This is a genomic window from Arthrobacter sp. ok909 (genome assembly GCF_900104405.1).
GTDB classification, from domain to species: Bacteria; Actinomycetota; Actinomycetes; order Actinomycetales; family Micrococcaceae; genus Arthrobacter; species Arthrobacter humicola.
In genome coordinates, this window is sequence record NZ_FNJS01000025.1 from 47,781 (window position 1) to 71,971 (window position 24,191).

Annotated in this window: 21 protein-coding genes and 1 pseudogene; 12 read left to right on the plus strand and 10 right to left on the minus strand. The window is 66.6% G+C overall.

Translation table 11 applies throughout. The features are described 5' to 3' along the window. Positions 1-15 precede the first annotated feature (15 nt). Complete coding sequence (dnaE, locus tag BLR03_RS17520) at positions 16-3,573, plus strand: DNA polymerase III subunit alpha (protein WP_091255142.1); 3,558 nt, start codon at positions 16-18, stop codon at positions 3,571-3,573. Between the two features lie 68 nt (positions 3,574-3,641). Here the strand turns inward: dnaE and BLR03_RS17525 are convergent, their stop codons facing one another. Further along, a complete protein-coding gene (locus BLR03_RS17525; protein WP_091255185.1) occupies positions 3,642-4,100 on the minus strand; it encodes a flavin reductase family protein in 459 nt (152 codons plus the stop codon). Positions 4,101-4,294: 194 nt separating this feature from the next. Between BLR03_RS17525 and BLR03_RS17530 the strand changes: the two genes are divergently transcribed. The 3 genes from BLR03_RS17530 (at position 4,295) to nrdR (ending at position 6,992) form a co-directional block, all read left to right on the plus strand. Next, positions 4,295-4,876 carry a hypothetical protein gene (locus BLR03_RS17530; RefSeq protein WP_091255143.1) on the plus strand — a complete coding sequence of 194 codons (582 nt, stop codon included), beginning with the start codon at positions 4,295-4,297 and terminating at the stop codon, positions 4,874-4,876. Between the two features lie 100 nt (positions 4,877-4,976). Next, on the plus strand, positions 4,977-6,362 hold the full coding sequence (gene hisD, locus BLR03_RS17535) for a histidinol dehydrogenase (protein WP_091255144.1): 1,386 nt from the start codon (positions 4,977-4,979) through the stop codon (positions 6,360-6,362). Positions 6,363-6,488: 126 nt separating this feature from the next. Continuing rightward, on the plus strand, positions 6,489-6,992 hold the full coding sequence (gene nrdR, locus BLR03_RS17540) for a transcriptional regulator NrdR (protein WP_091255145.1): 504 nt from the start codon (positions 6,489-6,491) through the stop codon (positions 6,990-6,992). A 199-nt stretch (positions 6,993-7,191) separates the two neighbouring features. On the opposite strand, the gene ppgK is transcribed toward nrdR, so the two are convergent. Together ppgK and map are read right to left on the minus strand one after the other, a co-directional pair. Beyond that, on the minus strand, positions 7,192-7,995 hold the full coding sequence (gene ppgK, locus BLR03_RS17545; protein WP_091255152.1) for a polyphosphate--glucose phosphotransferase: 804 nt from the start codon (positions 7,993-7,995) through the stop codon (positions 7,192-7,194). 96 nt (positions 7,996-8,091) lie between these two features. Beyond that, complete coding sequence (gene map, locus BLR03_RS17550; RefSeq protein WP_091255154.1) at positions 8,092-8,970, minus strand: type I methionyl aminopeptidase; 879 nt, start codon at positions 8,968-8,970, stop codon at positions 8,092-8,094. A 207-nt stretch (positions 8,971-9,177) separates the two neighbouring features. Between map and BLR03_RS24100 the strand changes: the two genes are divergently transcribed. Beyond that, positions 9,178-9,342: an SPOR domain-containing protein gene (locus BLR03_RS24100; RefSeq protein WP_116767494.1), complete on the plus strand. Its 165-nt coding sequence runs from the start codon at positions 9,178-9,180 to the stop codon at positions 9,340-9,342. Between the two features lie 185 nt (positions 9,343-9,527). Continuing rightward, entirely contained in the window at positions 9,528-11,561 is a 2,034-nt protein-coding gene (locus BLR03_RS17555) for a phage holin family protein (RefSeq protein ID WP_091255156.1), read from the plus strand. 94 nt (positions 11,562-11,655) lie between these two features. Here the strand turns inward: BLR03_RS17555 and BLR03_RS17560 are convergent, their stop codons facing one another. The 3 genes from BLR03_RS17560 to panB all read right to left on the minus strand — a co-directional run bounded on the left by BLR03_RS17560 (position 11,656) and on the right by panB (position 13,954). Beyond that, positions 11,656-12,414 carry an MBL fold metallo-hydrolase gene (locus tag BLR03_RS17560; protein ID WP_091255157.1) on the minus strand — a complete coding sequence of 253 codons (759 nt, stop codon included), beginning with the start codon at positions 12,412-12,414 and terminating at the stop codon, positions 11,656-11,658. A 53-nt stretch (positions 12,415-12,467) separates the two neighbouring features. Next, positions 12,468-12,857 (minus strand): SHOCT domain-containing protein, encoded by a 390-nt coding sequence (locus tag BLR03_RS17565; RefSeq protein WP_091255158.1) that lies wholly within the window; start codon positions 12,855-12,857, stop codon positions 12,468-12,470. Between the two features lie 170 nt (positions 12,858-13,027). Next, positions 13,028-13,954, minus strand: a complete 927-nt coding sequence (gene panB / locus BLR03_RS17570; RefSeq protein WP_091255159.1) for a 3-methyl-2-oxobutanoate hydroxymethyltransferase — start codon at positions 13,952-13,954, stop codon at positions 13,028-13,030. Positions 13,955-14,217: 263 nt separating this feature from the next. Here panB and glnA (BLR03_RS17575) point away from each other — a divergent pair, with 263 nt between their 5' ends. From glnA (BLR03_RS17575) to BLR03_RS17595, 5 genes are all read left to right on the plus strand, one after another. Next, positions 14,218-15,558, plus strand: coding sequence for a type I glutamate--ammonia ligase (gene glnA, locus BLR03_RS17575; protein ID WP_018772372.1), 1,341 nt, complete (start codon positions 14,218-14,220; stop codon positions 15,556-15,558). 9 nt (positions 15,559-15,567) lie between these two features. Then, entirely contained in the window at positions 15,568-18,579 is a 3,012-nt protein-coding gene (locus BLR03_RS17580; protein WP_091255160.1) for a bifunctional [glutamine synthetase] adenylyltransferase/[glutamine synthetase]-adenylyl-L-tyrosine phosphorylase, read from the plus strand. A 75-nt stretch (positions 18,580-18,654) separates the two neighbouring features. Further along, positions 18,655-19,071, plus strand: coding sequence for a VOC family protein (locus tag BLR03_RS17585; protein ID WP_091255162.1), 417 nt, complete (start codon positions 18,655-18,657; stop codon positions 19,069-19,071). 61 nt (positions 19,072-19,132) lie between these two features. Further along, positions 19,133-19,648 carry a GNAT family N-acetyltransferase gene (locus BLR03_RS17590; RefSeq protein WP_091255164.1) on the plus strand — a complete coding sequence of 172 codons (516 nt, stop codon included), beginning with the start codon at positions 19,133-19,135 and terminating at the stop codon, positions 19,646-19,648. 130 nt (positions 19,649-19,778) lie between these two features. Continuing rightward, positions 19,779-19,979, plus strand: a complete 201-nt coding sequence (locus BLR03_RS17595; protein ID WP_091255166.1) for a transcriptional regulator — start codon at positions 19,779-19,781, stop codon at positions 19,977-19,979. A 125-nt stretch (positions 19,980-20,104) separates the two neighbouring features. Here the strand turns inward: BLR03_RS17595 and glnA (BLR03_RS17600) are convergent, their stop codons facing one another. Further along, positions 20,105-21,529, minus strand: coding sequence for a type I glutamate--ammonia ligase (glnA, locus tag BLR03_RS17600; RefSeq protein WP_091255168.1), 1,425 nt, complete (start codon positions 21,527-21,529; stop codon positions 20,105-20,107). Between the two features lie 282 nt (positions 21,530-21,811). On the opposite strand from glnA (BLR03_RS17600), the gene BLR03_RS17605 reads away from it, so the two are divergent. Then, on the plus strand, positions 21,812-22,249 hold the full coding sequence (locus BLR03_RS17605) for an RDD family protein (RefSeq protein ID WP_091255170.1): 438 nt from the start codon (positions 21,812-21,814) through the stop codon (positions 22,247-22,249). Between the two features lie 216 nt (positions 22,250-22,465). Here the strand turns inward: BLR03_RS17605 and BLR03_RS17610 are convergent, their stop codons facing one another. The 3 genes and pseudogenes from BLR03_RS17610 to BLR03_RS17625 form a co-directional block, all read right to left on the minus strand. Then, on the minus strand, positions 22,466-22,828 hold the full coding sequence (locus tag BLR03_RS17610; protein ID WP_091255171.1) for a DUF3817 domain-containing protein: 363 nt from the start codon (positions 22,826-22,828) through the stop codon (positions 22,466-22,468). A gap of 174 nt (positions 22,829-23,002) precedes the next feature. Continuing rightward, complete coding sequence (locus BLR03_RS17620) at positions 23,003-23,752, minus strand: DUF4191 domain-containing protein (RefSeq protein WP_091255175.1); 750 nt, start codon at positions 23,750-23,752, stop codon at positions 23,003-23,005. Between the two features lie 91 nt (positions 23,753-23,843). Further along, positions 23,844-24,191, minus strand: a pseudogene (locus BLR03_RS17625) (lipoyl synthase); the annotation flags it as partial.

The following is a 24,191-nucleotide window of genomic DNA, read 5'->3' on the forward strand; positions in this document are numbered from 1 at the left end:
CACTAGAATGGTGCGGTGACTTCCAGCAACGACTCGTTTGTCCATCTCCACAACCACACCGAGTACTCGATGCTGGACGGCGCCGCCCGGCTCGGTGAACTGTTCGACGAAACCGAGCGGCTCGGCATGCCGGCCCTGGCCACGACGGACCACGGCTACCTGTTCGGCGCCTTCGACTTCTGGAAACGGGCGACGGACAAGGGCATCAGGCCCATTATCGGCGTCGAGGCGTATGTGACTCCCGGGACCGCCCGCACGGACAAGAGCCGCGTGCGGTGGGGCGAGGAGCACCAGCGCAAGGACGACATTTCCGGCGGCGGCTCGTACACGCACATGACCCTGCTCAGCTACAACAATGTGGGCATGCGGAACCTCTTCCGGGCCTCCTCGATCGCTTCCCTGGACTCGGTTTTCGGCAAGTGGCCTCGGCTGGACCGGGAACTGCTGAACACTTACTCCGAAGGCCTGATCGCCACCACCGGCTGCCCGTCCGGCGAAGTCCAGACGAGGCTCCGGCTGGGGCAGTACCGGGAGGCCGTGGAGGCCGCGGCCGAGTTCCGCGACATCTTCGGCGCTGAGAACTACTTCTGCGAGCTCATGGACCACGGCCTGGACATCGAGCGGCGGGTCACTGGCGATCTGCTGCGCCTGGCCAAGGAACTGAACCTGCCGCTCGTGGCCACGAACGACCTCCACTACACGCACGAGCACGACGCGAAGGCGCACGAGGCCCTGCTGGCGATCCAGTCCGGTTCCACGCTCCTGGAGCCGACCTACGACAACGGGGGTTCCCGCTTTGCCTTCTCCGGCAGCGGCTACTACCTGAAGTCCCCGCAGGAAATGCGGGAGCTGTTCCGCGACCATCCGGAGGCGTGCGACAACACGCTCCTGATCGCCGAGCGCTGCGAAGTGTCGTTCAACACGGGCGCCAACTACATGCCACGCTTCCCCTGCCCGGAGGGCGAGGACGAAACGTCCTGGCTGGTCAAGGAAGTCGACAAGGGACTGCAGTACCGCTATCCCCAGGGCATCCCGGACAAAGTCCGCAAGCAGGCTGACTATGAGCTGGAAGTCATCACCTCGATGGGCTTCCCGGGCTACTTCCTCGTGGTGGCTGACTTCATCAACTGGGCCAAGAACAACGGCATCCGGGTGGGTCCGGGACGTGGCTCCGGCGCGGGCTCCATGGTGGCGTATGCCATGCGCATCACCGACCTCGACCCGCTGCACCATGGCCTGATTTTCGAACGCTTCCTCAACCCGGACCGCGTTTCCATGCCTGACTTCGACGTCGACTTCGATGACCGGCGCCGTTCCGAAGTGATCGACTACGTCACGCGGAAATACGGCGACGAACGCGTGGCGATGATCGTCACCTACGGCACCATCAAGACCAAGCAGGCCCTCAAGGACTCCTCGCGCGTGCTGGGCTACCCGTTCAGCATGGGCGAGCAGCTGACGAAGGCACTGCCGCCGGCCGTGATGGCCAAGGATATTCCGCTGGCCGACATTCAGAACCCCGAGGCCAAGCGCTACAGCGAAGCCGGCGACTTCCGCCAGCTGATCAGCACCGACCCCGAAGCCGCCAAGGTTTTCGAGACGGCACTGGGCATTGAGGGCTTGAAGCGGCAATGGGGCGTGCACGCGGCCGGTGTCATCATGTCCTCGGACCCCATCATCGACGTGATTCCGATCATGCGCCGCTTCCAGGACGGCCAGGTCATCACCCAGTTCGACTATCCGACGTCTGAAGGCCTCGGCCTGATCAAGATGGACTTCCTGGGCCTGCGGAACCTGACGATCATTTCCGACGCCCTGGAAAACATCAAGATGAACCGGGGCATCGATCTCGACCTCGAAACGCTGGCGCTGGATGACACGGCGTCCTACGAGCTGCTGGCCCGGGGCGACACGCTGGGCGTCTTCCAGCTCGACGGCGGACCCATGCGGTCCCTGCTCAAACTGATGAAGCCTGACAACTTCGAAGACATCTCCGCGGTGCTGGCCCTCTACCGGCCTGGTCCCATGGGAGCGAACGCGCACACGGACTACGCGTTGCGCAAGAACAAGATCCAGGAAGTCATTCCGATCCACCCGGAACTTGAAGAGCCGCTCTCCGAAATCCTCGGCGGCACCTACGGCCTGATCGTGTACCAGGAGCAGGTCATGGCCGTGGCGCAGAAGCTCGCCGGCTACACCCTCGGCCAAGCCGACATCCTGCGCCGCGCCATGGGCAAGAAGAAGAAATCCGAGCTGGACAAGCAGTTCGCCGGTTTCTCCCAGGGCATGCAGGACAACGGGTATTCCATGGCCGCGGTCAAGACACTCTGGGACATCCTGCTGCCCTTCTCCGACTACGCCTTCAACAAGGCGCACTCGGCCGCCTACGGCGTCATTTCCTACTGGACCGCGTACCTGAAGGCGCACTACGCGCCGGAGTACATGGCCGCCCTGCTCACGTCCGTGGGCGACGACAAGGACAAGTCGGCGATCTACCTCAACGAATGCCGCCGCATGGGCATCACCGTGCTGCCGCCGGATGTCAACGAGTCGGCCCTCAACTTCACCCCGGTCGGCAACGACATCCGCTTCGGCATGGGCGCCATCCGCAACGTCGGCGTGAACGCCGTCGAGGCCATGGTGGCGGCGCGCGAGAAGGAAGGCGCGTACTCCTCGTTCAAGGATTACCTCATGAAGGTCCCGGCGGTGGTGTGCAACAAGCGCACCATCGAGTCGCTGATCAAGGCCGGCGCTTTCGACTCGCTGGGCCACCATCGCCGGGCCCTGGCCATGATCCACGAAGAAGCGATCGACTCCGTCATCACCCTCAAGCGCAACGAGGCGATCGGCCAGTTCGACCTCTTCGCCGGCTTTGAGGACCAGGAGCCCGAGGCCTCCCTCAGCACGGAAATCCCTGATCTTCCCGAATGGGAGAAGAAGGACAAACTGGCCTTTGAGCGGGACATGCTCGGCCTGTATGTCTCCGACCACCCGCTGCAGGGGCTCGAAGGGCTCCTGAGCCAGCATGCTGACCGGTCCATCACGTCGATCATCGCCGAGGACGGCCCGCAGGACGGCGCGATCGTGACCATCGCGGGCATGATCACTTCGCTGAGCCGCCGGATCGCCAAGGCCAGCGGCAACGCCTACGCCCGCGCCGAAATCGAGGACCTCGCCGGTTCCATGGAGGTCATGTTCTTCGGCCAGGTCTACGGGCCTATCGCCTCGGTGCTGGCGGAGGACCTGATCGTGGTGGTCAAGGGCCGCCTGCAACGGCGCGACGACGGTGCCGTCACCTTGAACTGCATGGAACTTTCCGTGCCGGACCTCAGCGACAGCCAGAACGGACCCGTGGTGATCACCATGGCCACGCATAAGGCCACCGAGGCGGTCGTCACTGAGCTGGGAGACGTACTGCGCACCCACCGCGGAAACTCCGAGGTCCGGCTGCACCTGCAAGGTGACACCCGGGTGGAGGTCATGGGCCTGCCGGTGCACCTGCGCGTCAACCCAAGTCCGTCCCTGTTTGGCGACCTCAAGGTGCTGCTCGGCCCGACGTGCCTGGACAATTAGCGCGGAAATCTAGCCTGGCCAACCGGCGCGGTCAGCTCGCCGGACCGGCGGGCTGACCGCCACGGGCTTCAAATCTCGTAGTCGAGCGGTACGGGCTGGCTGTACGCACCCGCGTGGTAGAGCAGGGGAGCGCCGTCGTCCCCGACCTGGCCCTCCACTACCTCGACCACCACGACGGCGTTGTTCTCGAACGAGAGCCGCATCTGGACCTTCCCGATCAGCCAGCCGGTGACGCCCTTGAGCACGGGGACCTCGTGGGGCCCTAGCTCCCAGTGGTCGCCGTCGAACCGGTTGCCGGCCCGGGCGAAGCGGTCGGCGAGTTCCTGGTTCTCCAGCCCGAGCATGTGGACCCCAATGAAGCTCGTGTTCGCCACGGCCGGCCACGATCTTGAGGTCCTGGCCATGTTGAACGTGAAGCGCGGCGGCTTGGCGGACAGCGAAGCCACGGAGGTCGCGGTGAATCCGAAGGGGACGCCGTTGTAGTTGGCGGTGATAATCGCCACGCCGGCCGCATGCCGGCGGAACATTTCCTTGAATGTCCCCTCGAAGATTCCGTCATCTGTGGCCACTGCGATCCAACTCCCTGCTGCACATATGTCATGGTTCCTACTGCCAGCGTATTCCGCCTGCGATCGAGCGGGACATTTGTTTACCTCCCTCGTCATGTGCTGCCACGCGGCGTCATGTGCCGGGCCGGGGAATCCTTGTTACCGTTTGTTGCATGACACAGCCCGCAGTAGACGGCCCCGTTCAGCACACCGGGGAGCCCGCGCACCCGGACCGGCCCCTGCCCTTGCCCCCCGAGATGAAACCCGTGCGGCGGCCAGGACACGCCGGAACCCCGTGGCGGAAAGCGGCGGTCATCGCGGCGGCCGGCATTCCCCTGGGGTTGCTGTGGTGGCTTCTGGCGCCGTCGGGACTGAACCTGCTGACCAGGAACCCGGACCTCGCCACCGGCACCAATACGGCAACCTGGCTGCCCCGGGACCTCGTGCTGGCAGGGCTGTGCCTGCTCGCCGGCTGCATTGCCGGGTCGTTCGTCGCCGGCTCCAAACATGCACAGCCGGCGCCCGGCACCGTAGTCCTGGTGGTACTGGCCGGGGCTGCCGGCTCGCTCCTCGCGTGGGGAACCGGTCTGCTCAGCGCCCAGTGGTGGGGAGCAGCGGCCGATACTTCGGCCAGCGCCAGCGTCGCCTTCTCACTGCGCTCCTACGCGGTCCTCGCCATCTGGCCGGCGGCGATCGCCCTGGCCATCTTCCTGAACAGCCTCTTTCCGGGCTCCGGCGGCAAAGCCCGCTCCTGAACCCCAAGCCCGGCGCCCGGCCAGGTTTCAGGCCGGCGGCCGCGCGCCCGGGACGCGTCACAGCGTCGGAGCGCCGCGGCGGGGCACGTAAAATGATCGGGTGAGCCTAACTCCTGACAGCCCTGTGACCCCGATTCCCGCCGCCCTCAACTTCCGCACGGTGGACGTGCGCGGCCGGCAACTGTCCCTCGCCGGGCTCCGTGCCGCCGTACCCCGGGCCCAGGCCGGCACCATGGCCGACGCCGAGGACAAGGTCCTGGACATCATCTCCGCCGTCCGCACGCGCGGCTTCGCCGCGCTCCGGGAGCTCGCACGCTCGTTCGACGGCGTCGAGCAGATCCACCCCCGTGTCCCGGCCGAGGCACTCCGCGCGGCTTTGGAAGGGTTGGACCCTGCCGTGCGCGCTGCACTCGAGGAATCCATCCGGCGGGCCCGCAGCTTCGCGGATGCCCAGCGCCCGGCAAACGTCGACGTCGAACTCGGCGAAGGCGCCGTCGTCAGCCAGAACTGGGTGCCGGTGGCGCGCGTGGGGCTCTACGTCCCCGGCGGACTGGCGGTCTACCCGTCCTCGGTGATCATGAACGTCGTCCCGGCCCTGGCAGCCGGCGTCGAATCCATTGCGCTGGCCTCGCCGCCGCAAAAGAACTTCGACGGCCTGCCGCACCCCACGATCCTGGCCGCGGCCTGCCTGCTGGGCATCGAGGAGGTCTACGCAATCGGCGGGGCACAGGCCATCGCCACCTTTGCCTATGGCATCCCCGCCGGGGCGTCCGACGCCGGTGACCTTCCCGGGATCGATCCCGTGGACGTCGTGACCGGTCCGGGAAACATTTTCGTGGCCACCGCCAAGCGGCTGGTCAAGGGGGTCGTGGGGATCGATTCCGAGGCCGGCACCACTGAGATCGCGATCCTCGCCGACTCCACCGCCAGTCCGGCCCTCGTGGCGGCGGACCTCATCAGCCAGGCCGAACACGACCCCAAGGCGGCATCGGTCCTGTTCACCGACTCCGAGGCCCTTGCGGCCGAGGTCCGCGTGGAACTCGAACGCCAGGCCGCTGCCACCAAGCACTCCAGCCGCGTCCTAGAGGCCCTCTCCGGCCCGCAGTCCGGCGTCGTTCTGGTGGAGGACCTGGAGCAGGGCATTGCCGCCTGCGACGCGTACGCCGCGGAACACCTTGAAATCATGACCGCGGATGCCGCCCGCGTGGCGGCCCGGATCCGCAGCGCCGGGGCGATCTTCGTGGGGGACTACAGCCCCGTCAGCCTTGGAGACTACTGCGCCGGCTCCAACCACGTGCTGCCGACCAGCGGCACGGCGGCTTTCTCCTCCGGACTGAATGTGACCACCTTCCTGCGGGCCATCCAGGTGATCAACTACTCCCGCTCCGCGCTGGAGCAGGTCAGCGGGCACATCGTCAGCCTCTCCGGCGCAGAAGACCTGCCGGCCCACGGCGAGGCAGTCACGGCGCGCTTCGCCGCCCGGTAACCACCGGCCCAGACCACTACATGTAGTAATTACAGGCTTGTTATTCAGCTATATCTAGTCGTAAACTGATGGCGGAGGCACACGGCGCTGTGCTCCGTTCAGGCTTGCGACCGGGGAGGAATCGACGTGTATTGCCCGTTCTGCCGTAACCCTGATTCGCGCGTGGTGGACAGCCGGATCGCCGACGACGGCTCCGCCATCCGACGCCGCCGGCAGTGCCCCGAATGCGGCCGCCGCTTCACCACGGTGGAAACCACCAGCCTGACCGTCATCAAACGCTCCGGCGTCGGCGAGCCCTTCAGCCGCAGCAAGGTCATCAATGGCGTCCGCAAAGCCTGTCAGGGCCGTCCGGTCACCGAAGACGACCTCGCCATGCTGGCGCAGGAGGTCGAGGAGGCAATCCGCGGCTCCGGCGCCGCCGAAATCGAAGCCCACGAAGTCGGGCTGGCAATCCTGGAACCGCTGCAGCGCCTCGACGAGGTTGCCTACCTGCGGTTCGCCAGCGTCTACCAGGCCTTCGAATCGCTGGAGGATTTCGAAGCCGCGATTTCCCTGCTTCGCCATGAGGCCGAGTCCAAGGGCCGGGACGGCAAGAACCCGAAGAAGAGCCCGCTCCAAGCGCCGTCGTAAACTTGCCGTCGTAAATTCCTGGCCCGGTGTTGGCGTCCACCTCACCAGGTCCTAACACCCGCCACAGACTCCGGTGGTGGCAGCGGAGGGGAAGCCGCAGCCACCACCGGCTCCACCAAAAATGAGCTATCACTACGGGTCGTTCCCAGCGTTCAGAACGACCCGGAGTGATAGCTCATTTTGGCTATCTGGCGATGTGCTACTTGGCCAGCTTGTGCTTCAGCGCAATCTCGATGGCTGCGCCCACGATGCCGGCGTCGTTCTTCAACTCGGCCGGGACGATCGGCGTGCGCAGCTTCATGTGCGGCAGGTACTCGTCGGCACGCTTGGAGATGCCGCCGCCGACGATGAACAGCTCAGGGGAGAACAGGAACTCCACGTGGGAGAAGTAGCGCTGCAGCAGCACGCTGTACTGTTCCCAGCTGAGGCCGTCGCGCTCACGGGCCACGGCGGAGGCCTTGGTCTCGGCGTCGAAGCCGTCGATCTCCAGGTGACCGAGTTCGGCGTTGGGAACCAGCTTGCCGTCGAAGATGAAGGCCGAACCGATGCCGGTGCCCAGCGTGATCACCAGCACGGTGCCGGCGACCCCTTCGCCCGCGCCGAAGCGGGCCTCGGCGAGGCCGGCGGCGTCGGCGTCGTTGATGACCTCGACGGGGCGCCCGAGACGCGCCGTGAGCATGGCGTCGATGTCGGCCTCCAGCCACGACTTGTCCACATTCGCGGCCGAGTGAACCACACCGTGCTGGATGATGCCCGGGAAGGTGACGCCCACGGGGCTGCCGCCGTCGGGCGCGTCGGGACGGGCGGTGAGCTCCGCGACGACCTGCGCGACGACTTCGGCCACGGACTCGGGGGTGGAGGGCTGCGGCGTGGGGAAGCGCACGCGGTCGCCGATCAGTTTGCCCTTCTTCAGGTCCACGATCCCGCCCTTGATACCGGTCCCGCCGATGTCAATGCCGATCAGGGGGGCGTTCTTTTTCGACTTCTCGTCCTTCTTGGCCAATATCATTCCGTTCGTGGCAGGGGCGGGCTAGGGGACCGGCCAGGGCCGGCGGGTGAAGATGTGGATCTTCCGGGGAAGTGCCGTGTGGAGCAGGGGTCAGGACAGGGTGAGGATCTCAGCGCCGGACTCCGTGACGAGCAGGGTGTGCTCGAACTGTGCGGTGCGCTTGTGGTCGCGGGTCACAACGGTCCAGTCGTCGGCCCACATGTCCCAGTCAACGGTGCCCAGGGTCAGCATCGGCTCGATCGTGAACACCATACCCGTTTCCATGACGGTGTTGTATGCGGGGGCGGCATCGTAGTGCGGAATGATCAGCCCCGTGTGGAAAGCTTCGCCCACGCCGTGTCCGGTGAAGTCGCGGACCACGCCGTAGCCGAAGCGTTTTGCGTAGGACTCGATGGTCCGGCCGATCACGTTGATTTCGCGTCCCGGGGCTACTGCCCGGATAGCGCGGTTCAGCGATTCCTGGGTGCGCTCGACGAGGAGGCGGGATTCCTCGTCGACATCGCCGACCACGAAGGTGTAGTTGGTGTCGCCATGCACACCGCCGATGAACGCCGTGATGTCGATATTGAGGATGTCGCCGTCCTGGACCACCGTGCTGTCGGGGATCCCGTGGCAGATGACCTCATTGAGCGAGGAGCATAGTGACTTCGGAAAGCCGCGGTAGCCAAGGGTGGAGGGATACGCCTTGTGGTCCAGGAGGAACTCGTGGCCTACCCGGTCCAGCTGGTCGGTGGTGACGCCGGGGGCGATGTGCTTGCCGACCTCAACGATGGCCTGTGCCGCGATTTTGGCGGCGATCCGGATCTTCTCGATGGTCTCCGGCGACTTGACCTCGGATCCCGTGAACTTTGCAGGACCCGGCTTGCCCACATACTCCGGACGCGGGATGGACGGCGGTACTGGAAGTTGCGGGCTCACTGTCCCCGGGACAAGCGTGCCGATGGGTGCAGTTGAGGCTAGAGAAGGCATAGATTGATCATATAAGCCTGCGGGCAAAGCCCAGAAAAGAGAGCCCGTAAAACGCAGCCCAGAAAACACAAGCCCGGAAATCAGAGCCCGTAAAACGCAGCCCGGAAGAATTGAGCCTGTAGAACAAGCTGAACCATGCCGGACTATCTTCCGCAACTTCAGCCGGGACTAGAGCCCGGAGACTCTCCGGGGCACGAAGGAGCACCAATGCCCGAATACTGGTACAACGTCAACACTCACGAGATCGAGGAAGACGCGATGTCCGACTGGAGCCAGCTGATCGGACCGTACAAGACCCGCGAGGAAGCCGAACACGCGCTCGAAAAGGTCAAAGCGCGCAACGAGGCGTGGGACAAGGGCGAGGACGACTAACCCGTCCCGGCGAGAGCGCGGCAGCCGTGCGCTGCCGTCTCCGCAGCCGCCTCGCGTCGCGTCGCCGAGAGCCTCCCGCAGCAATCGCGGACCGGACGCCTCCGCTGGCGGATTGATCCTTCCCACCGTCATTCTCACCCCGTGAGGATGAGTGCCGGACAGGCCTGTCCGGCCATACTGGGACAATGCCGACGCGCGATACCCGCGCCCGCGGCGTCCGAATCGCAGACCTCGCGAGGCTGGCCGTTGCCTGGGGCGGTTCGACTGTAGCCTTGATCGTCACCGGCGCGCTGCTGCCGGGGTTCTCCGCAAGCAGTTGGTGGGCCTATGCCGCCGTGGCAGCAGTGGCCGGCATCGTCGGCCTCGTGCTCCGCCCGGCCTTGGTGGAGATCTCCGCCCGGGTGGGCTGGCTGGCGGTGCTGCTTACCGCGTTGGTCGGACAGGCCCTGATCATGTATGTCGCTATCCGACTGGTTCCCGGCATCGAGTCGACCGCATGGACCGCCCTGGCCGCAACCTGGATCAGCGCGGCGGTGGGCACGATCATCTCGTGGGCTACCACAGCCGGTACTGACGACGGCCTGATCAGCTCATTGGCCGGCAGGGCGCGCCGGCAGGAAACCGTGCCCGATCCGGAGGTTGACGGCATCTTGTTCGTGCAACTCGACGGCGTTCCCTTCCCGGTGCTGCAATGGGCGGTCCAGTCCGGCGCGGTGCCCAATATCCGGCGCTGGCTGGCGACGGGGGATTACCAGCTCCGCGAATGGACACCACAGCTGCCGTGCACTACGCCGGCCAGCCAGCTGGGCATTTTGCACGGCACCGTGGACGGGATCCCCGCCTTCCGGTGGTACGACCGTGAGCTTAACCGGGTCCTGGTGGCCAACCGCCCGGCAGACGCCCGGGTGATCGAGGAGAGGCACAGCACCGGCAAGGGCCTGCTCTACGACGACGGCGTCTCCATTTCTAACCTGTTCACCGGGGACGCGCCCCGATCGTTATTGACAATGAGCCGGGTAGAGGTCGGGCGCGGCTCCACGCAGACCCGCCGGGCGTTCGCCTGGTTTTTCACCTCGCCGAGCGGGTTCATGCGCAGCTTCACACGGACTGTCGGGGAGATTCTCAAGGAGCGTTGGCAGGCCCGGCGACAGGTCAAGCGTGACCTCGACCCGCGAGTGCATCGGGACTGGACCTTCGCCCTTCTGCGGGCAGTCACCAACGGTCTGTTGCGTGACCTGAACACGGTGTTGGTGGCAGAGGAGCTGCGGAGAGGCACGAGGAGCATCTACGTCGACTACGTCGACTACGACGAAATCGCCCACCACGCGGGCATGTTCCGGCCCGAATCGCTCGCCGCCCTGGATGGCTTGGACCGCACGCTGGGATCATTGGCCCAGCTCGCCAGGTCCGCTCCCCGCCGCTACCGGCTGATCGTGCTCTCGGACCATGGCCAGTCCCAGGGCACCCCGTTCGCCGACCGGTATGGCCAGACGCTCGGTGATCTGTGTGCGGCCCTCATCCACGCCCACGTCCAGAACGTGGACGCTTCGGTCGAAGGGCTGGGGCGCGCGGACTCTATCGCCGGCGACATCCCGGCCGGGGGGATGACCGGGAAGCTCGCCGGCCGTGCCGACGAGGTTCTGACCAAGGCACAGCAGACTTCGGCGCCCGGCGACGCCGCCGAGGAGCCGGTTGTGGTGCTGGGCTCGGGGAATCTGGGCCTGGTCTACGTCCGGGGCGACCGGCGATGGACTCTAGAGGCCCTCGAGAGTCGGTGGCCGGCCCTGATCCCCGGCCTGGCGGGCCATCCCGGCGTCGGGTTCGTTGCCGGCGTCGACGAAGAGGGCCGGGCATGGGCGATCGGTAGCGGCGGGCGCCTCAACCTGGCCAGCGGCGCGGTGCACGGCACCGACCCGCTGGCCGCCTTCGGGCCGCACGCGGCGCGGGTGCTCGGACGTGCGTTGATGCACCCCGAGGCACCGGATCTCTACGTCAACAGCACGATCAGCCCGGTGACCGACGACGTCGCGGCGTTCGAAGGACTCGTCGGATCCCACGGGGGCCTCGGCGGTTGGCAGGACCGGGCCGTGCTGCTCGGCCCGGCTGATCTCATGGCGGCGCTGCCGGAGCGGATAGAGGGTGCCGATGAACTCCATCGGTTGCTGGTGGCGATGCTCGAGGCCTGTGGGCAGCGTGCCACGACGGCGTCCCGCGGTTAGGCGACTGGATTAGGCGCCTGGGCTGGGTGACTGGCAGCAGGCCGAATCGCTGAGGGCGCCCCGTCGGGGGTGGGCGCAGTTACGGGTCCTCGGCTCACACGGGCGCCACCCAGGACTGGCCGGGGGCCAGGACCACCGCTGTGCAGGCGGGAGCCTGCTCCGCCACGGCGGCCGCAAACCGGAGCCCGGGCTGCTCGAGCCAGTTCCGGGCAAAGTGTGCGATCAACGGAGGGTGCAGCGTTCCCCAGTGCACCGGTACAGCGAATCGCGCGCCGCTCATCGCGACGGCCCGGGCGGCAGTCTCCGGAGACAGGTGTCCCGCCGAGAGCCTCGGTCCCCACCCCCAGACCGGCATCAGGGCGACGTCGATCGGCCCGCCCGCCATGGCGGACATCGCGGCCATCTCCGGATACAGCCCGGTATCACCGGCAATCCAGACAGCGCCCGATGGGCCTCGAACCAGGTGGCCGTTGGCGTCGTTGGGACGATGCGGCATGGGACGGCTGCGGTGCTCGGCGGGCACCTGGCGAATCTCTACCCCGCCGCCTACCGGGGTCCAGGCGTCCCCCAGGGGAGCCGTGCCCGGCAGCCTCCGGCGACGCAACCAGTCGACATTCGCCGGGGCGCTCATCAGGGTTGCCCCGCGCAGCATGCGGAGGGAGCGCAACTCGGCGTGGTCGTGGTGCAGGTGCGAGACCAGCACCACGTCCGGGTGGCTCCATGACGCCGGGTCCGGCCGCGGTGCCAGGCGTCGTAACAACCCGGCATGAGGGCGGAGCAACGGATCGGTCAGGACCCGAACCCCGTCGAGATCCAGAACCACCGAGGAGTGACCAAGCCAGGTGATTCTCACACGGATCGGCCCCCACCCCGGCGTACCGCGTTGTCAGGCGAGGTCCGGTCGCCTCAGGCCAGGGCCTTTGCCTTCAGGGAGTCAAACTCGGTCTGGTTGATGGCACCGGAATCGAACAGCGCCTTGGCATCTGCGATCTGGGCGGCCGGGGTAGCCGACTTGCCTGCGACCTGCTGGATGTACTCCTGCTGGGCAGCCTGTTGCTGGGCCATTCGCGCCATCTGCCGCTCCGCCATGCTACGCCCCCGGGCAATCAGGTAGATGAAGGCGCCGAGCCAGGGCAAGAAGATCATCAATATCGCCCAGCCGGCCTTGGCCCAGCCACTGAGCGTGTGGTCGCCGAACATGTCAAACAAGCAACGGAAATACACCGTCAGTGCGGCGACCCAGATGAAGAACCAGAAACTCCACACCAAGACGTCCCAGAAGCTAGTGGTGCCCATCGATACTCCTCCCATCGTGTCCGCCACAGCCTGACTCAGCGCTTCCGGCACGACTACGGCCGGAACGGCGGAACATCCACTGAGGTCTGATGCAGACCTCAATGGTCAGCCTGCCCGGAGTGGGGACGCGACACATCACCTGCGAAGGATGAGGTGTGGGCTGCAGCCGCCTAGAAGGAGTGTTCGGGGCCGGGAAAGTGGCCGGAGCGCACGTCGTCGCCGTAGGCCTTGGCGGCGTTGGTGAGCGAGGTCCGGAGGTCGGCGTATTGCTTGACGAATTTCGCCATCTTTCCGCCGCGCAGGCCCGCCATGTCCTGCCAGACCAGGACCTGCCCCGTGGTGGCGTTGCCGGCCCCAATGCCGACGGTGGGGACGTCGACGGCGGCGTCGACGGCGGCCGCGGTGGCGGCGGGGACCATTTCCATGAGCACGCAGAACGCGCCGGCGTCCGCCAGCGCGACGGCGTCCTCGATCAGGCGTGCGGCGTCATCGCCGCGGCCCTGGACCCGGTAGCCGCCGAGGGCGTGCTCGCTCTGCGGGGTGAAGCCGATGTGGGCCATGACCGGGATCCCCGCCTGGACCATGGCGCGGACGGTGTCGGCATAGAACTTTCCGCCTTCGATCTTGACGGCATGGGCCAGGCCCTCCTTGAGGAACCGCACGCCGGTGGCGACGGCCTGCTGGGCGGAGACCTCATAGCTGCCGAAGGGCAGGTCTGCGACCACCAGGGCGCGCCGCGAGGAGCGGGCCACGGCCCGGCACAGCGGGAGGAGCTCGTCCACCGTCACCGGCAGGCTCGTCTCGTTGCCGAAGACGTTGTTGGAGGCCGAATCGCCCACCAGCAGGACTTCGATGCCCGCCTGGTCAAAGATCTCCGCGGTGTACTGGTCATAGGCGGTGAGCATGGCGAAATGCTCACCCTTGGCCTTGGCCTGGTGCAGATGGTGGGTGCGGATCCGTGCCACCGGCTTCCGGGAAACCTCCGGTGCCCCGGGAACGCCGGCCGCGGCGCCTGCGGAAGCCGCCGTCGGGCCGCTGCCGTAAGGGGCGGTAAGTTCGGCGGGCGTGCTGGAATCGGAGCTGTTGCTGGTGGCCATGCCACGAGCGTAATGCGATACCGGGCACCACAGCTACCGGGCAACCGGCCGGCGCCGGTGAATCACGTCACACGGGCCGCACCCGCCGCTGCGCACTCCCGCCAGGCGGCGCGAATTTCTCCGACATTGTGTTAACGGTGTGTTACGCGGAGGCCCGGCTTCAGCAATCGGTGCCAATGCTTAGTAAAGTGAACCGTGAGCAGCCGCGGGGCCCATGAAAGGCGGGCCTGGGGCACGGATGGAAGAACCGGAAAGAGGCCAGTATGGACCGCCAGCAAGAGTTTGTCCTGCGGACGATCGAAGAGCGCGATGTGCGGTTTGTGCGTCTGTGGTTTACCGACGTCGTGGGATCGCTCAAGTCCGTGGCTCTTGCCCCGGCCGAGGTGGAAGGCGCCTTCGAAGAAGGACTCGGCTTTGACGGGTCCTCGATCGAGGGCCTGGCCCGCGTCTTTGAGTCGGACATGCTCGCCCAGCCTGATCCGGCCACGTTCCAGATCCTGCCCTGGCGCGGTGAGACGGAGGCGACCTCGCGGATGTTCTGCGACATCCTGACGCCCGACGGCGAGCCCTCCGCCGCGGATCCGCGCAACGTCCTCAAGCGCACGCTCGCCAAGGCTGCGGACATGGGCTTCACCTGCTACACCCACCCCGAAATCGAGTTCTACCTGCTCAAGTCCCAAGAACCGGGCCCCGATGGCTCTCCCGTCCCGGTGGATGAGGGCGGGTACTTCGACCACGTCCCGGGCGGCGTCGCCCAGGACTTCCGCCGGACCGCCGTGACCATGCTCGAATCCGTGGGCATCTCCGTGGAATTCAGCCATCACGAGGCCGGCCCGGGCCAGAACGAGATCGACCTCCGCTACGCGGACGCCTTGCAGACCGCGGACAACATCATGACGTTCCGGACGGTGATCAAGGAAGTCGCGTTGCAGCAGGGCACCTACGCCACCTTCATGCCCAAGCCGTTCACGGCCCACCCTGGCTCTGGCATGCACACGCACTTCTCGCTCTTCGAAGGCGACACCAACGCCTTCTACGAGGCCGGTTCCGAGTTCCAGCTCTCCGAGACCGCGCGCCAGTTCATTGCCGGCATCCTCAAGCACGCGCCCGAATTCACAGCCGTCACCAACCAGTTCGTGAACTCCTACAAGCGGCTGTGGGGCGGGGGAGAGGCGCCGAGCTACCTGAGCTGGGGCCACAACAACCGCTCCGCGCTGGTCCGCGTCCCGCTGTACAAGCCCGGCAAGGGCCAGTCCGCGCGGATCGAATACCGCGGCATCGACTCCGCCGCCAACCCCTACCTGGCCTACGCCGTGCTTCTCGGCGCGGGGCTCAAGGGCATTGAAGAGGGTTACCAGCTCCCCGCCGCGGCGGAGGACGATATCTGGTCGCTGAGCTCGGCCGAGCGCCGCGCCATGGGACACGATCCGCTGCCGGCGAGCCTGCACGACGCCATCCGGACCATGGAAGACTCCGAACTCATGCCGCAGATCCTCGGCGAGCAGGTGTTCGAACACTTCCTGCGCAACAAGCGTGCGGAATGGCAGGACTACCGCCTCCAGGTCACGCCCTACGAGCTGCAGCGCAATCTCGGCATTCTGTAGGCGGCCCCGGTGAGCCTGGCACGACGCCTCATAGCCGCCGGCTTCAGTGATCTCGACAAGGGGGAGCGGTTCCTGGCAGCCCGGGAACTGCAGGGGCTCGACCAGGACGCCCTCTTTGCCGGGCTGCAGCTGGCGGCTAACCCGGACACGGCCCTGCAGTCCCTCGTCCGGCTGATCGAGAAGCACCCGCAGCTGCGCAAGCTCGCCGTCGCGGATCCCGAATCCAGCGAACCGCTGTACCGGGTGCTGGGTGCCTCCGAGGCGCTGGGCGAATTCCTCATCCGCCACCCCGAGCACCTTGACGCCTTCACTGCCCGGGTCAGCCCGGAACCGCTGGCCGCGGACCCGGCAGCACTCCGGGCCCGGCTGCTGCAGTCAGTACGGGCCGATCCGAAGTCTGCCCGGCCGGTGGCGGCCCTCAGCGGGCAGGAAGCCTACGCCGCCCTGCGGACGGCGTACCGGCGCGGGCTTGTGGAACTCGCCATCAAGGACCTGTGCGCGGCCGATCCCCTCGATTTCATGCCGGCTGCCGGTGCGGAGCTGGCGGACCTTGCCGGCGCCGCCCTGGAGGCGGCCCTCGCCGTGTCCCGGGCCGAGGCGGCGGAGAAGTTCGACGCCAAGGAGGTTGCCGACGTCGGGCTTGCCGTGATCGGCATGGGCAAGTGCGGCGCCCGCGAACTGAACTACATTTCCGACGTCGACGTCATCTACGTAATCGATTCCGCCACCTTGGAGGACGTCCGGGCAACCATGATCGGCACAGCCCTCGCCTCGGGTATTTCGCGGGCGATCATGTCCACGAGCCGCGAACCCGGGCTGTGGGAGGTGGACGCGAACCTGCGGCCCGAGGGCAAGTCCGGCCCGCTGGTCCGGACGCTGGCCTCGCACGAGAGCTACTATGCGCGCTGGGCCGAGAGCTGGGAATTCCAGGCCCTGCTGAAGGCCCGGACCATCGCCGGCGACGCCGCACTGGGGGCACGCTACGAGACCGCCGTGACGCCGTTGATCTGGTCCTCGGCCGGCCGGGAAGGCTTTGTCGAATCCGTCCGTGCCATGCGCCGCCGCGTCACCGAGCACATTCCGGCCGATGAAGAACAGCGGCAGATCAAGCTGGGCCGGGGGGGACTGCGCGATGTCGAATTCACCGTGCAGCTTCTGCAGCTTGTACACGGCAAGTCCGATGAATCGTTGCGCTGCCGGGACACCACGTCCGCCATCGCCGCGCTGTCCGCCGGCGGGTACATCGGCCGCTCGGACGCCGCGGAGTTCGACCGCGACTACCGCTACCTGCGGCTCCTCGAGCACCGGATCCAGCTCTTCCAGCTGCGCCGGACCCACCTCATGCCGGTCAATGAAGCCTCGCTGCGCTCCCTTGCCAAGGCCGTGCTGGGTCCGTTCTCCACCGAGCGGCCCAAACCGGACGCCCTCGTGGGCGCGTGGCGAAAGACCAAGCGCTCCGTCCGCGAACTTCACGAACGCATCTTCTACCGCCCCCTGCTCAACACGGTTGCGACGCTGAGCAGCGAAGAGGCCCGCCTGACTCCGGAAGCCGCCCAAGGCCGGCTCGCGGCCCTGGGCTACCTCGATCCCCGCGGCGCCATGCGGCACATCGAGGCCCTCACCGCCGGGGTCAGCCGCCGCGCCGCGCTCCAGCGCCAACTGCTGCCGATCCTGCTGGACTGGCTTGCCGACGGCGTGGATCCCGACGGCGGTCTGCTTGCCTTCCGGCGCGTCAGCGAGGCGCTCGGCACGACGCACTGGTACCTGGGCATGCTCCGCGATTCGACGGCGGCGGCCGAGCGGCTCTGCCATGTGCTCGCCAACTCCCGGTTGATCGCGGACCTGCTGGAGGTCTCCCCGGAGTCTGTGGCGTGGCTCGGAACCGATAAGGAGCTTTTCCCGCTCAGCTTCGAATCCCAGTGGCTCGAGATCGCCTCGAAGATGTCCCGGCACGCGGACCCGGAGAGCGCCATGCGGCTGATCCGGCTGATCCGGCGCCGCGAAATCCTCCGCATCGCCATCGCAGACAGTGCCGGACTGCTGGATCAGGACCAGGTAGGCGAAGCCCTCGCCGACACCGACCGGGCAGCCGTCCTGGGGGCGCTGCGCGTGGCGGAGACGATCATCACCGCCGAGGAACCGCTCAAGACGCACGTGCTGGTGGTGGCGATGGGCCGGCAGGGCGGCCGGGAGATCGGCTACGGCTCGGACGCCGACGTCATGTACGTCCACCGGGGATTGCCCGGGGTCCCGGAAGAGGAAGCGCAGGCGCAGGCCTCGCAGATCGTGGGAAAGCTCTCAAGCCTGCTGACCCAGCCGCTCAAGCCGGCGATCCTGGCCGAACGCGTGCTGTCCGTCGACGCGGACTTGCGCCCGGAAGGCAAGAGCGGCCCCATGGTGCGGTCCTTGGAGTCCTATGCCGAGTACTACCGCCGGTGGTCTCTCGTCTGGGAGGCCCAGGCGTTGCTGCGGGCGCGCCCGATGGCCGGCGACGACGCCCTGGCGGAGGATTTCATCGCCCTGATCGATCCGATCCGGTACCCGGAGTCGTTGTCGGACCAGGACGTGCGGGAGGTCCGGCGCGTCAAGGCCAGGGTCGAGGCGGAGCGCCTGCCGCGCGGCGCCGACCCGGCCCGGCACCTGAAGCTGGGCCGCGGCGGCCTAAGCGACGTCGAATGGCTGGCCCAGCTGCTCCAGCTTCGGCACGCCGGCAAGCACCCGGAGCTGCGGACCACTTCCACCGTGGAGGCCCTCGAAGCGACCGCGGCCCTGGACCTGATCGACGCCGGCGACGTCGTGGTTTTGCTCCGGGCGTGGCGGCTGGCGAGCCGGATCCGTTCGGCCAATGTCATCTGGACCGGGCGGACCTCGGACCTGCTGCCCTCCTCCCGCCGCGACCTCGAAGCCGTGGCACGGTGGTGCGGCTACGGGCAAGGCAATGCCGCGGAGCTCGAAGAGGATTACCTGCGGCTGAGCCGGCGTGCACGATCGGTTTTCGAACGGGTTTTCTACGGTCAATAGCGCCGATCGGCGGCATGCCAGTCACTGACACACGGCGTACTGACACATGCCGCCGCCCGGTGCTACCTTGGGCGGATGGCCAGGCAACTGTTTGTGAACCTCCCCGTCCGGAATCTCGATACGACCGTTAAGTTCTTCACCGCGCTGGGTTTCTCCTTTAACCCGGACTTCACCGACGAGAACGCCACCTGCATGATCGTCAACGACGGTGCGTACGTGATGCTGCTCGTCGAGTCCTACTTCCAGACCTTCACCTCCAAGTCGGTGGCCCCCACGGCGGACACCGCCGAGGTCATCATGTCCTTCTCCTTGGAGAGCCGTGAGGCCGTGGATGCGGTCATCCGGACGGCGCTGACCTCCGGAGGCAAGGCATCGGAGGAGGCCCAGGACTACGGCTTCATGTACACGCACAGCTTCCAGGACCCGGACGGCCACCTCTGGGAGGTCTTCTGGATGGATCCGGCCGGCCCGCCGAAGGACGCCGCGCTGTAGCTGTACGCAGCCGCCCGCCGCTTCCGGCGGCAGGCGGTGCCGGGGTGGGTACGCTGGCTACATGGCTGAACACGTGTGGCTGCTGCCCATCAAGAACCTCGATGACGACGCCCGGGCCGTCAAACTGGGGGAGATCGCGCTGCTGGAACTCGGCGAAGGCCAGCGGACGTTTGTCGGCGACCCGCTGCGGATGATGCTGATTGCGCTGGAAGAAGAGTCCCGGTACCCGTGCGCCGTGGACGTCAACGGAACGGCCGTGGGCGTGCTCACCCTCCAGCGGGGCGCCGCGACCCTGGCGGGCTGGCCGGACGACGACTCTGCCTGGCTCCTGCGGGGCTTCCTGATTGACCGGCGGCAGCAGGGCAAAGGCCTCGGCACGCTCGCCGCCGATGCCGCCGTGCGGGAGGCAGCCAAACTGACAGCGGGCCTTGGCAGCGGCCAGGCCGGCGTCGTGCTCTCCGTCAACGAAGGGAACCCCGGCGGCCTGGCCGCCTACCGCAAGGCCGGCTTCGAGGACCGCGGCCGCTACGACGGCGGCGACGCCGGCCCGCAACGCATCATGTACCGGGCGTTCTGACCCGGCGTGCTGAACCTGAGTTTCTGAACCCGGTGTTCTGACTACCGCACCCAATTCCGGCCGCCTGAAACGTCAATTTCCGTTGACGACTGCGGCTGACGTCAACTACCGTTGACGTCAGGAGGCACGCATGGAAACACTGATTGGATCAATGGATGGCAAACGGCCGGCCGAGGCGCTCTACGCCGTGGCGGAGCTCCACAAGGAACTGGCGCGCACCGAAACCGAAGTCGTGCTGCGGGCCCGGCAGGCCGGACTCTCGTGGGAGGCGATCGCGGTATGCCTTGGTGTCAGCAAGCAGGCGGTGCACAAGAAGTATGGAAAGCGCTGAGGCGGGCCGTTCCACGCGGCAGCACAAAGGCCGGCCCCAGGTGGTGAACCTGGTGCCGGCCTTTGATGTTTCCAGGGTCTTGAGGACCCTCTGCGGGCTAAACGCTGTTCAGCCCTGTGTTCTGGCTAGACGCCGTAGTAGAGCTCGAACTCGTACGGGTTCGGGCGCAGCGAGAGCGGGCGGATCTCGTTCTCGTACTTGTACTCGATCCAGGTGTCGATCAGGTCCTGGGTGAAGACGCCGCCGGCCTGCAGGAACTCGTTGTCCTCGGCCAGGGCCTCCAGGGCCTCCTCAAGGGTGCCCGGAGCCTTGGGGATGTCCTTGGCTTCTTCGGCGGGGAGCTCGTAGAGGTCCTTGTCGATCGGAGCCGGGGGTTCGATCCGGTTGCGGATGCCGTCAATGCCGGCCATCAGCTGGGCAGCGAATGCCAGGTACGGGTTGGAGGAGGGGTCCGGCGCGCGGAACTCGATGCGCTTGGCCTTCGGGTTGGAGCCCGTGATCGGGATGCGGATACCGGCGGAGCGGTTGCCCTGCGAGTAGACCATGTTGACCGGGGCTTCGAAGCCCTTGACCAGGCGGCGGTAGGAGTTCACCGTCGGGTTGGTGAAGGCCAGCACTGCGGAGGAGTGCTTCAGCAGGCCACCGATGTACCAGCGGGCGGTGTCGGACAGGCCGGCGTAGCCCTTCTCGTCGTAGAACAGCGGCTCGCCGCCGGTCCACAGCGACTGGTGGCAGTGCATGCCCGAGCCGTTGTCACCGAAGACCGGCTTCGGCATGAAGGTCACGGACTTGCCCCAGGCGTCCGCGGTGTTCTTGATGACGTACTTGAACTTTTGCAGGTCATCAGCCGCGTGGGTCAGGGTGGTGAACTTGTAGTTGATTTCAGCCTGGCCGGCGGAACCGACCTCGTGGTGGCTGCGCTCGACCTCAAGGCCGGCCTCGTCCAGCGCAACACACATGGCGTCGCGGAGGTCGGCCTGCTTGTCGGTGGGGGAGACGGGGAAGTAGCCGCCCTTGACCGGGGTCTTGTAGCCGAGGTTGCCACCCTCTTCCTCACGGCCGGTGTTCCAGTGAGCTTCCTCGGAGTCGATCTTGTAGAAGCTGCCCTGCGGCGAGGACTGGTACTGGACATTGTCGAAGACGAAGAACTCGGCCTCGGGGGCGAAGAAGGCGGTGTCGGCGATGCCGGTGGAGGCGAGGTAGGCTTCGGCCTTCTCGGCCACGCCGCGGGGGTCGCGGTGGTACGGATCGCCAGTGCGGGGGTTCACGATCGAGAAGTTCAGCGCAAGGGTCTTTTCCATGCGGAACGTGTCGAGGAATGCCGTGGTCACGTCCGGGATGAGCTGCATGTCAGACTCGGCGATGCCCTGGAAGCCGCGGATCGAAGACCCGTCGAAAAGCTGGCCATTGACGAAGAAGTCGGCGTCAACGCTCTTGGCGGGCACGTTGAAGTGCTGCTGAACGCCAGGAAGATCGGTGAAGCGGATGTCGACGAATTTGATGTCTTCGTCTTTGATGAACTTGAGGACTTCGTCCGCAGTCTTGAACATTATGCTCCTTACGCATATGAAAGATCTGGCCGTCAGGCACATTGGTCCAGGGCAGTCCAACAGCGGGAAGGCAAAAAGCATCCCCGCTTCTGAACCGCTAGCAACTGTTACCACCCTAAGGACATGGGGTTTCCCCGCAGTGTCCGTATTGTTTCGGGGAGGTTACAGAACGCCCTGACAGGTAAACGCTAGTCGCCGGTCCACAGTGTGACCTATCCAGTTCCACAGTGTGACACAGCGCCGCCCACACTGTGGACGGCGCTGACCCGATAAGCTGGGACGGTGGTAGATCGTAAAGACATCGGTTCATGGCTCAGCGGGCCGGACACATCCGGCATCTCCAAGTACCCGGGGGAACGGCTTGGACTGCCCGAGGCCGGGCCAGGCTCCATCGCCCGCGCGGGGCGCCGCATTTTGGCGATCTGCATCGACTGGGGCATCGCGCTGCTGATCAGCAATTTCGCCTTCGCTGGCGACTCCTGGGCCACCCTGGCCGTGTTTGCCGTCGAACAGATCCTCCTCGTCGGCACCCTCGGCTACAGCATCGGCCACCGGATCGTAAGCATCCACGTGCTGCGCTTGGGCGGCGGCCCGGCGGGCCCGCTCGCAGCCTTGGTGCGCACCCTTCTGCTGTGCCTCGTTATCCCGGCCGTCATCTTCGACCCGGACCAGCGCGGACTGCACGACAAAGCCATGAATACCGTGCTCGTCCGGATGTAGCTCCTGCTCGCGTCCGACGGCGGTGCCAGGCGGTCGGGGCGCGGCGGTCCCTCGTCGTTTGCCACGTATGGCCGGTCGACCTCCACCTCGTGGCTGCGGTTCTCCACGAATGGCCGTGAAACTTCCCCGTATGGCGGCCATATGCGTCAGATGGGCGCAGCGATGTTGCCAGGGCGGCGCACAGAACCCGAGCAGAACCCGAGGTCCCGGGCGCAACTAGACCCCCGCCGTCTCCTGGGCCGGCGTCCGCGCAGCGTCTCCGACCTGCACCGCCAGGTATCCACGGCGGCCGGCCCAGCGTTCAAACCAGACCGTCGCGAACGGGAAGACGGCGGAGACGCCCGCGAGCACGGCAACCTTGAACGGCCAGCGAAGCATCGCCCACAGACTCAGCGCAGCGATGGCATAGCCGATGAAGAACGCCCCGTGGATCGGGCCGGCAACCTCCACGCCCAGTTCCGTCGTCCGCGTCACCCACTTGAGGACCATGCCCGTCAGCAGTGCGGCCCAGCTGAACGCTTCGGCAATCGCCAGCCCCCGGAAAACGCGGATCATGGCGGCGGTCGATGGAAGTTTCATGCAAGTCTCCTGGTTCCTGAAGCTCTGGGTGCTGACGGTCGTGGTGCGGGCGTCGTGGCCGGTCGCCGTCGGGCGGTCATGGAAAAGCCCCGGCTGGCGGCCTGAAGGGGGCGCGAACCGGGGCGATTCTGTAAGGCTGGCGTGCAGTGCTGCCTACAAGGCTGCGGGCAGGGCCTAGCGTCCGCGGGTCGGGCGGGCCTTGTAGGGATCGATGCCCTTCGGGATGGGGAGGCGGCCGCCGAGCGAGGAAATACGCTTGGACACGGCACTGACCTCGGTCTTTGTCAGTTCGCCCTTGAGCTTGTTCATCTTCTTGGCGAGCTGGCTGAGCGGCACCTGGCCTTCGCCGCGGCCACTTTCGATCACGTGGATTGTGACGTTGGGCAGGATACGTGAGAGCCGCTTGCGTTCGGCGTCGACCAGCGGCTTGACCCGGTTGCTGGGACCCTCGCTGACAAGCACGACGCCGGGACGGCCGATGGCGCGGAAGACGGCGTCCTGCGTGCGGGGGTTGACAGCAACGGGCTGATCCTCGGTAATCCAGCCGCGCTTGAGCGTGCCCAGCGCGGCACCCGAGGCGCCCGGCTGGCCCTCGATCTGCGCGAACGCGGCGCGCTCGGCGCGGCGGGACAGGATCAAGGTGGCGGCAATGGCGCCCAGCGCGATGCCGATGATCAGGCCGGTGATCCAGTTATCGAGCAGGAAGCCGACCAGGAGGCTGGCGGCGACAACGCCCAGGAACGCCAGCAGCATGAGCCACGGAACCATCGGATCGTGGCGGCGCGTCATCTGGAAGACCTCGCCGATCTGCTTCAGCCGGCTCGGCTTCTTGGCCTTTGCTTCCTTGGGCTTGCGGGAGAAAAGACCGCGCTTCGGAGCATCGGAAGCCGGGCTGGAGCTGCTGGAGTCAGGGGAATTCGCCATAGTGCCTTAATTCTACGTGATTCATGGCTAAGGGCCGGACGCCGGAATCATCCGGTGCCGGCCCCTAGGTGGAAGGGTTCTAGAACAGGATTCAGGAATGCGCGGCGAGGATGGAGCTGGCTTCCTGGCGGGTGCTGCCGGAGCTTTCGATGTGGGCGAGCTGGGCCGGGATTTCCCGGCCTTTCTTGCGCATCGCGGTGGCCCAGAGCCGGCCGGCGCGGTAGGAGGAGCGCACCAGGGGGCCGGACATGACGCCCAGGAAGCCGATCTCGTCCGCTTCCTGTTGCAGGTCCACGAATTCCTGCGGCTTGACCCAGCGGTCCACCGGCAGGTGCCGTTCGGACGGGCGCAGGTACTGGGTGATCGTGATGAGGTCGCAGCCGGCCGCGTGCAGGTCCCGCAGGGCCTCGGAAATCTCTTCGCGGGTCTCGCCCATGCC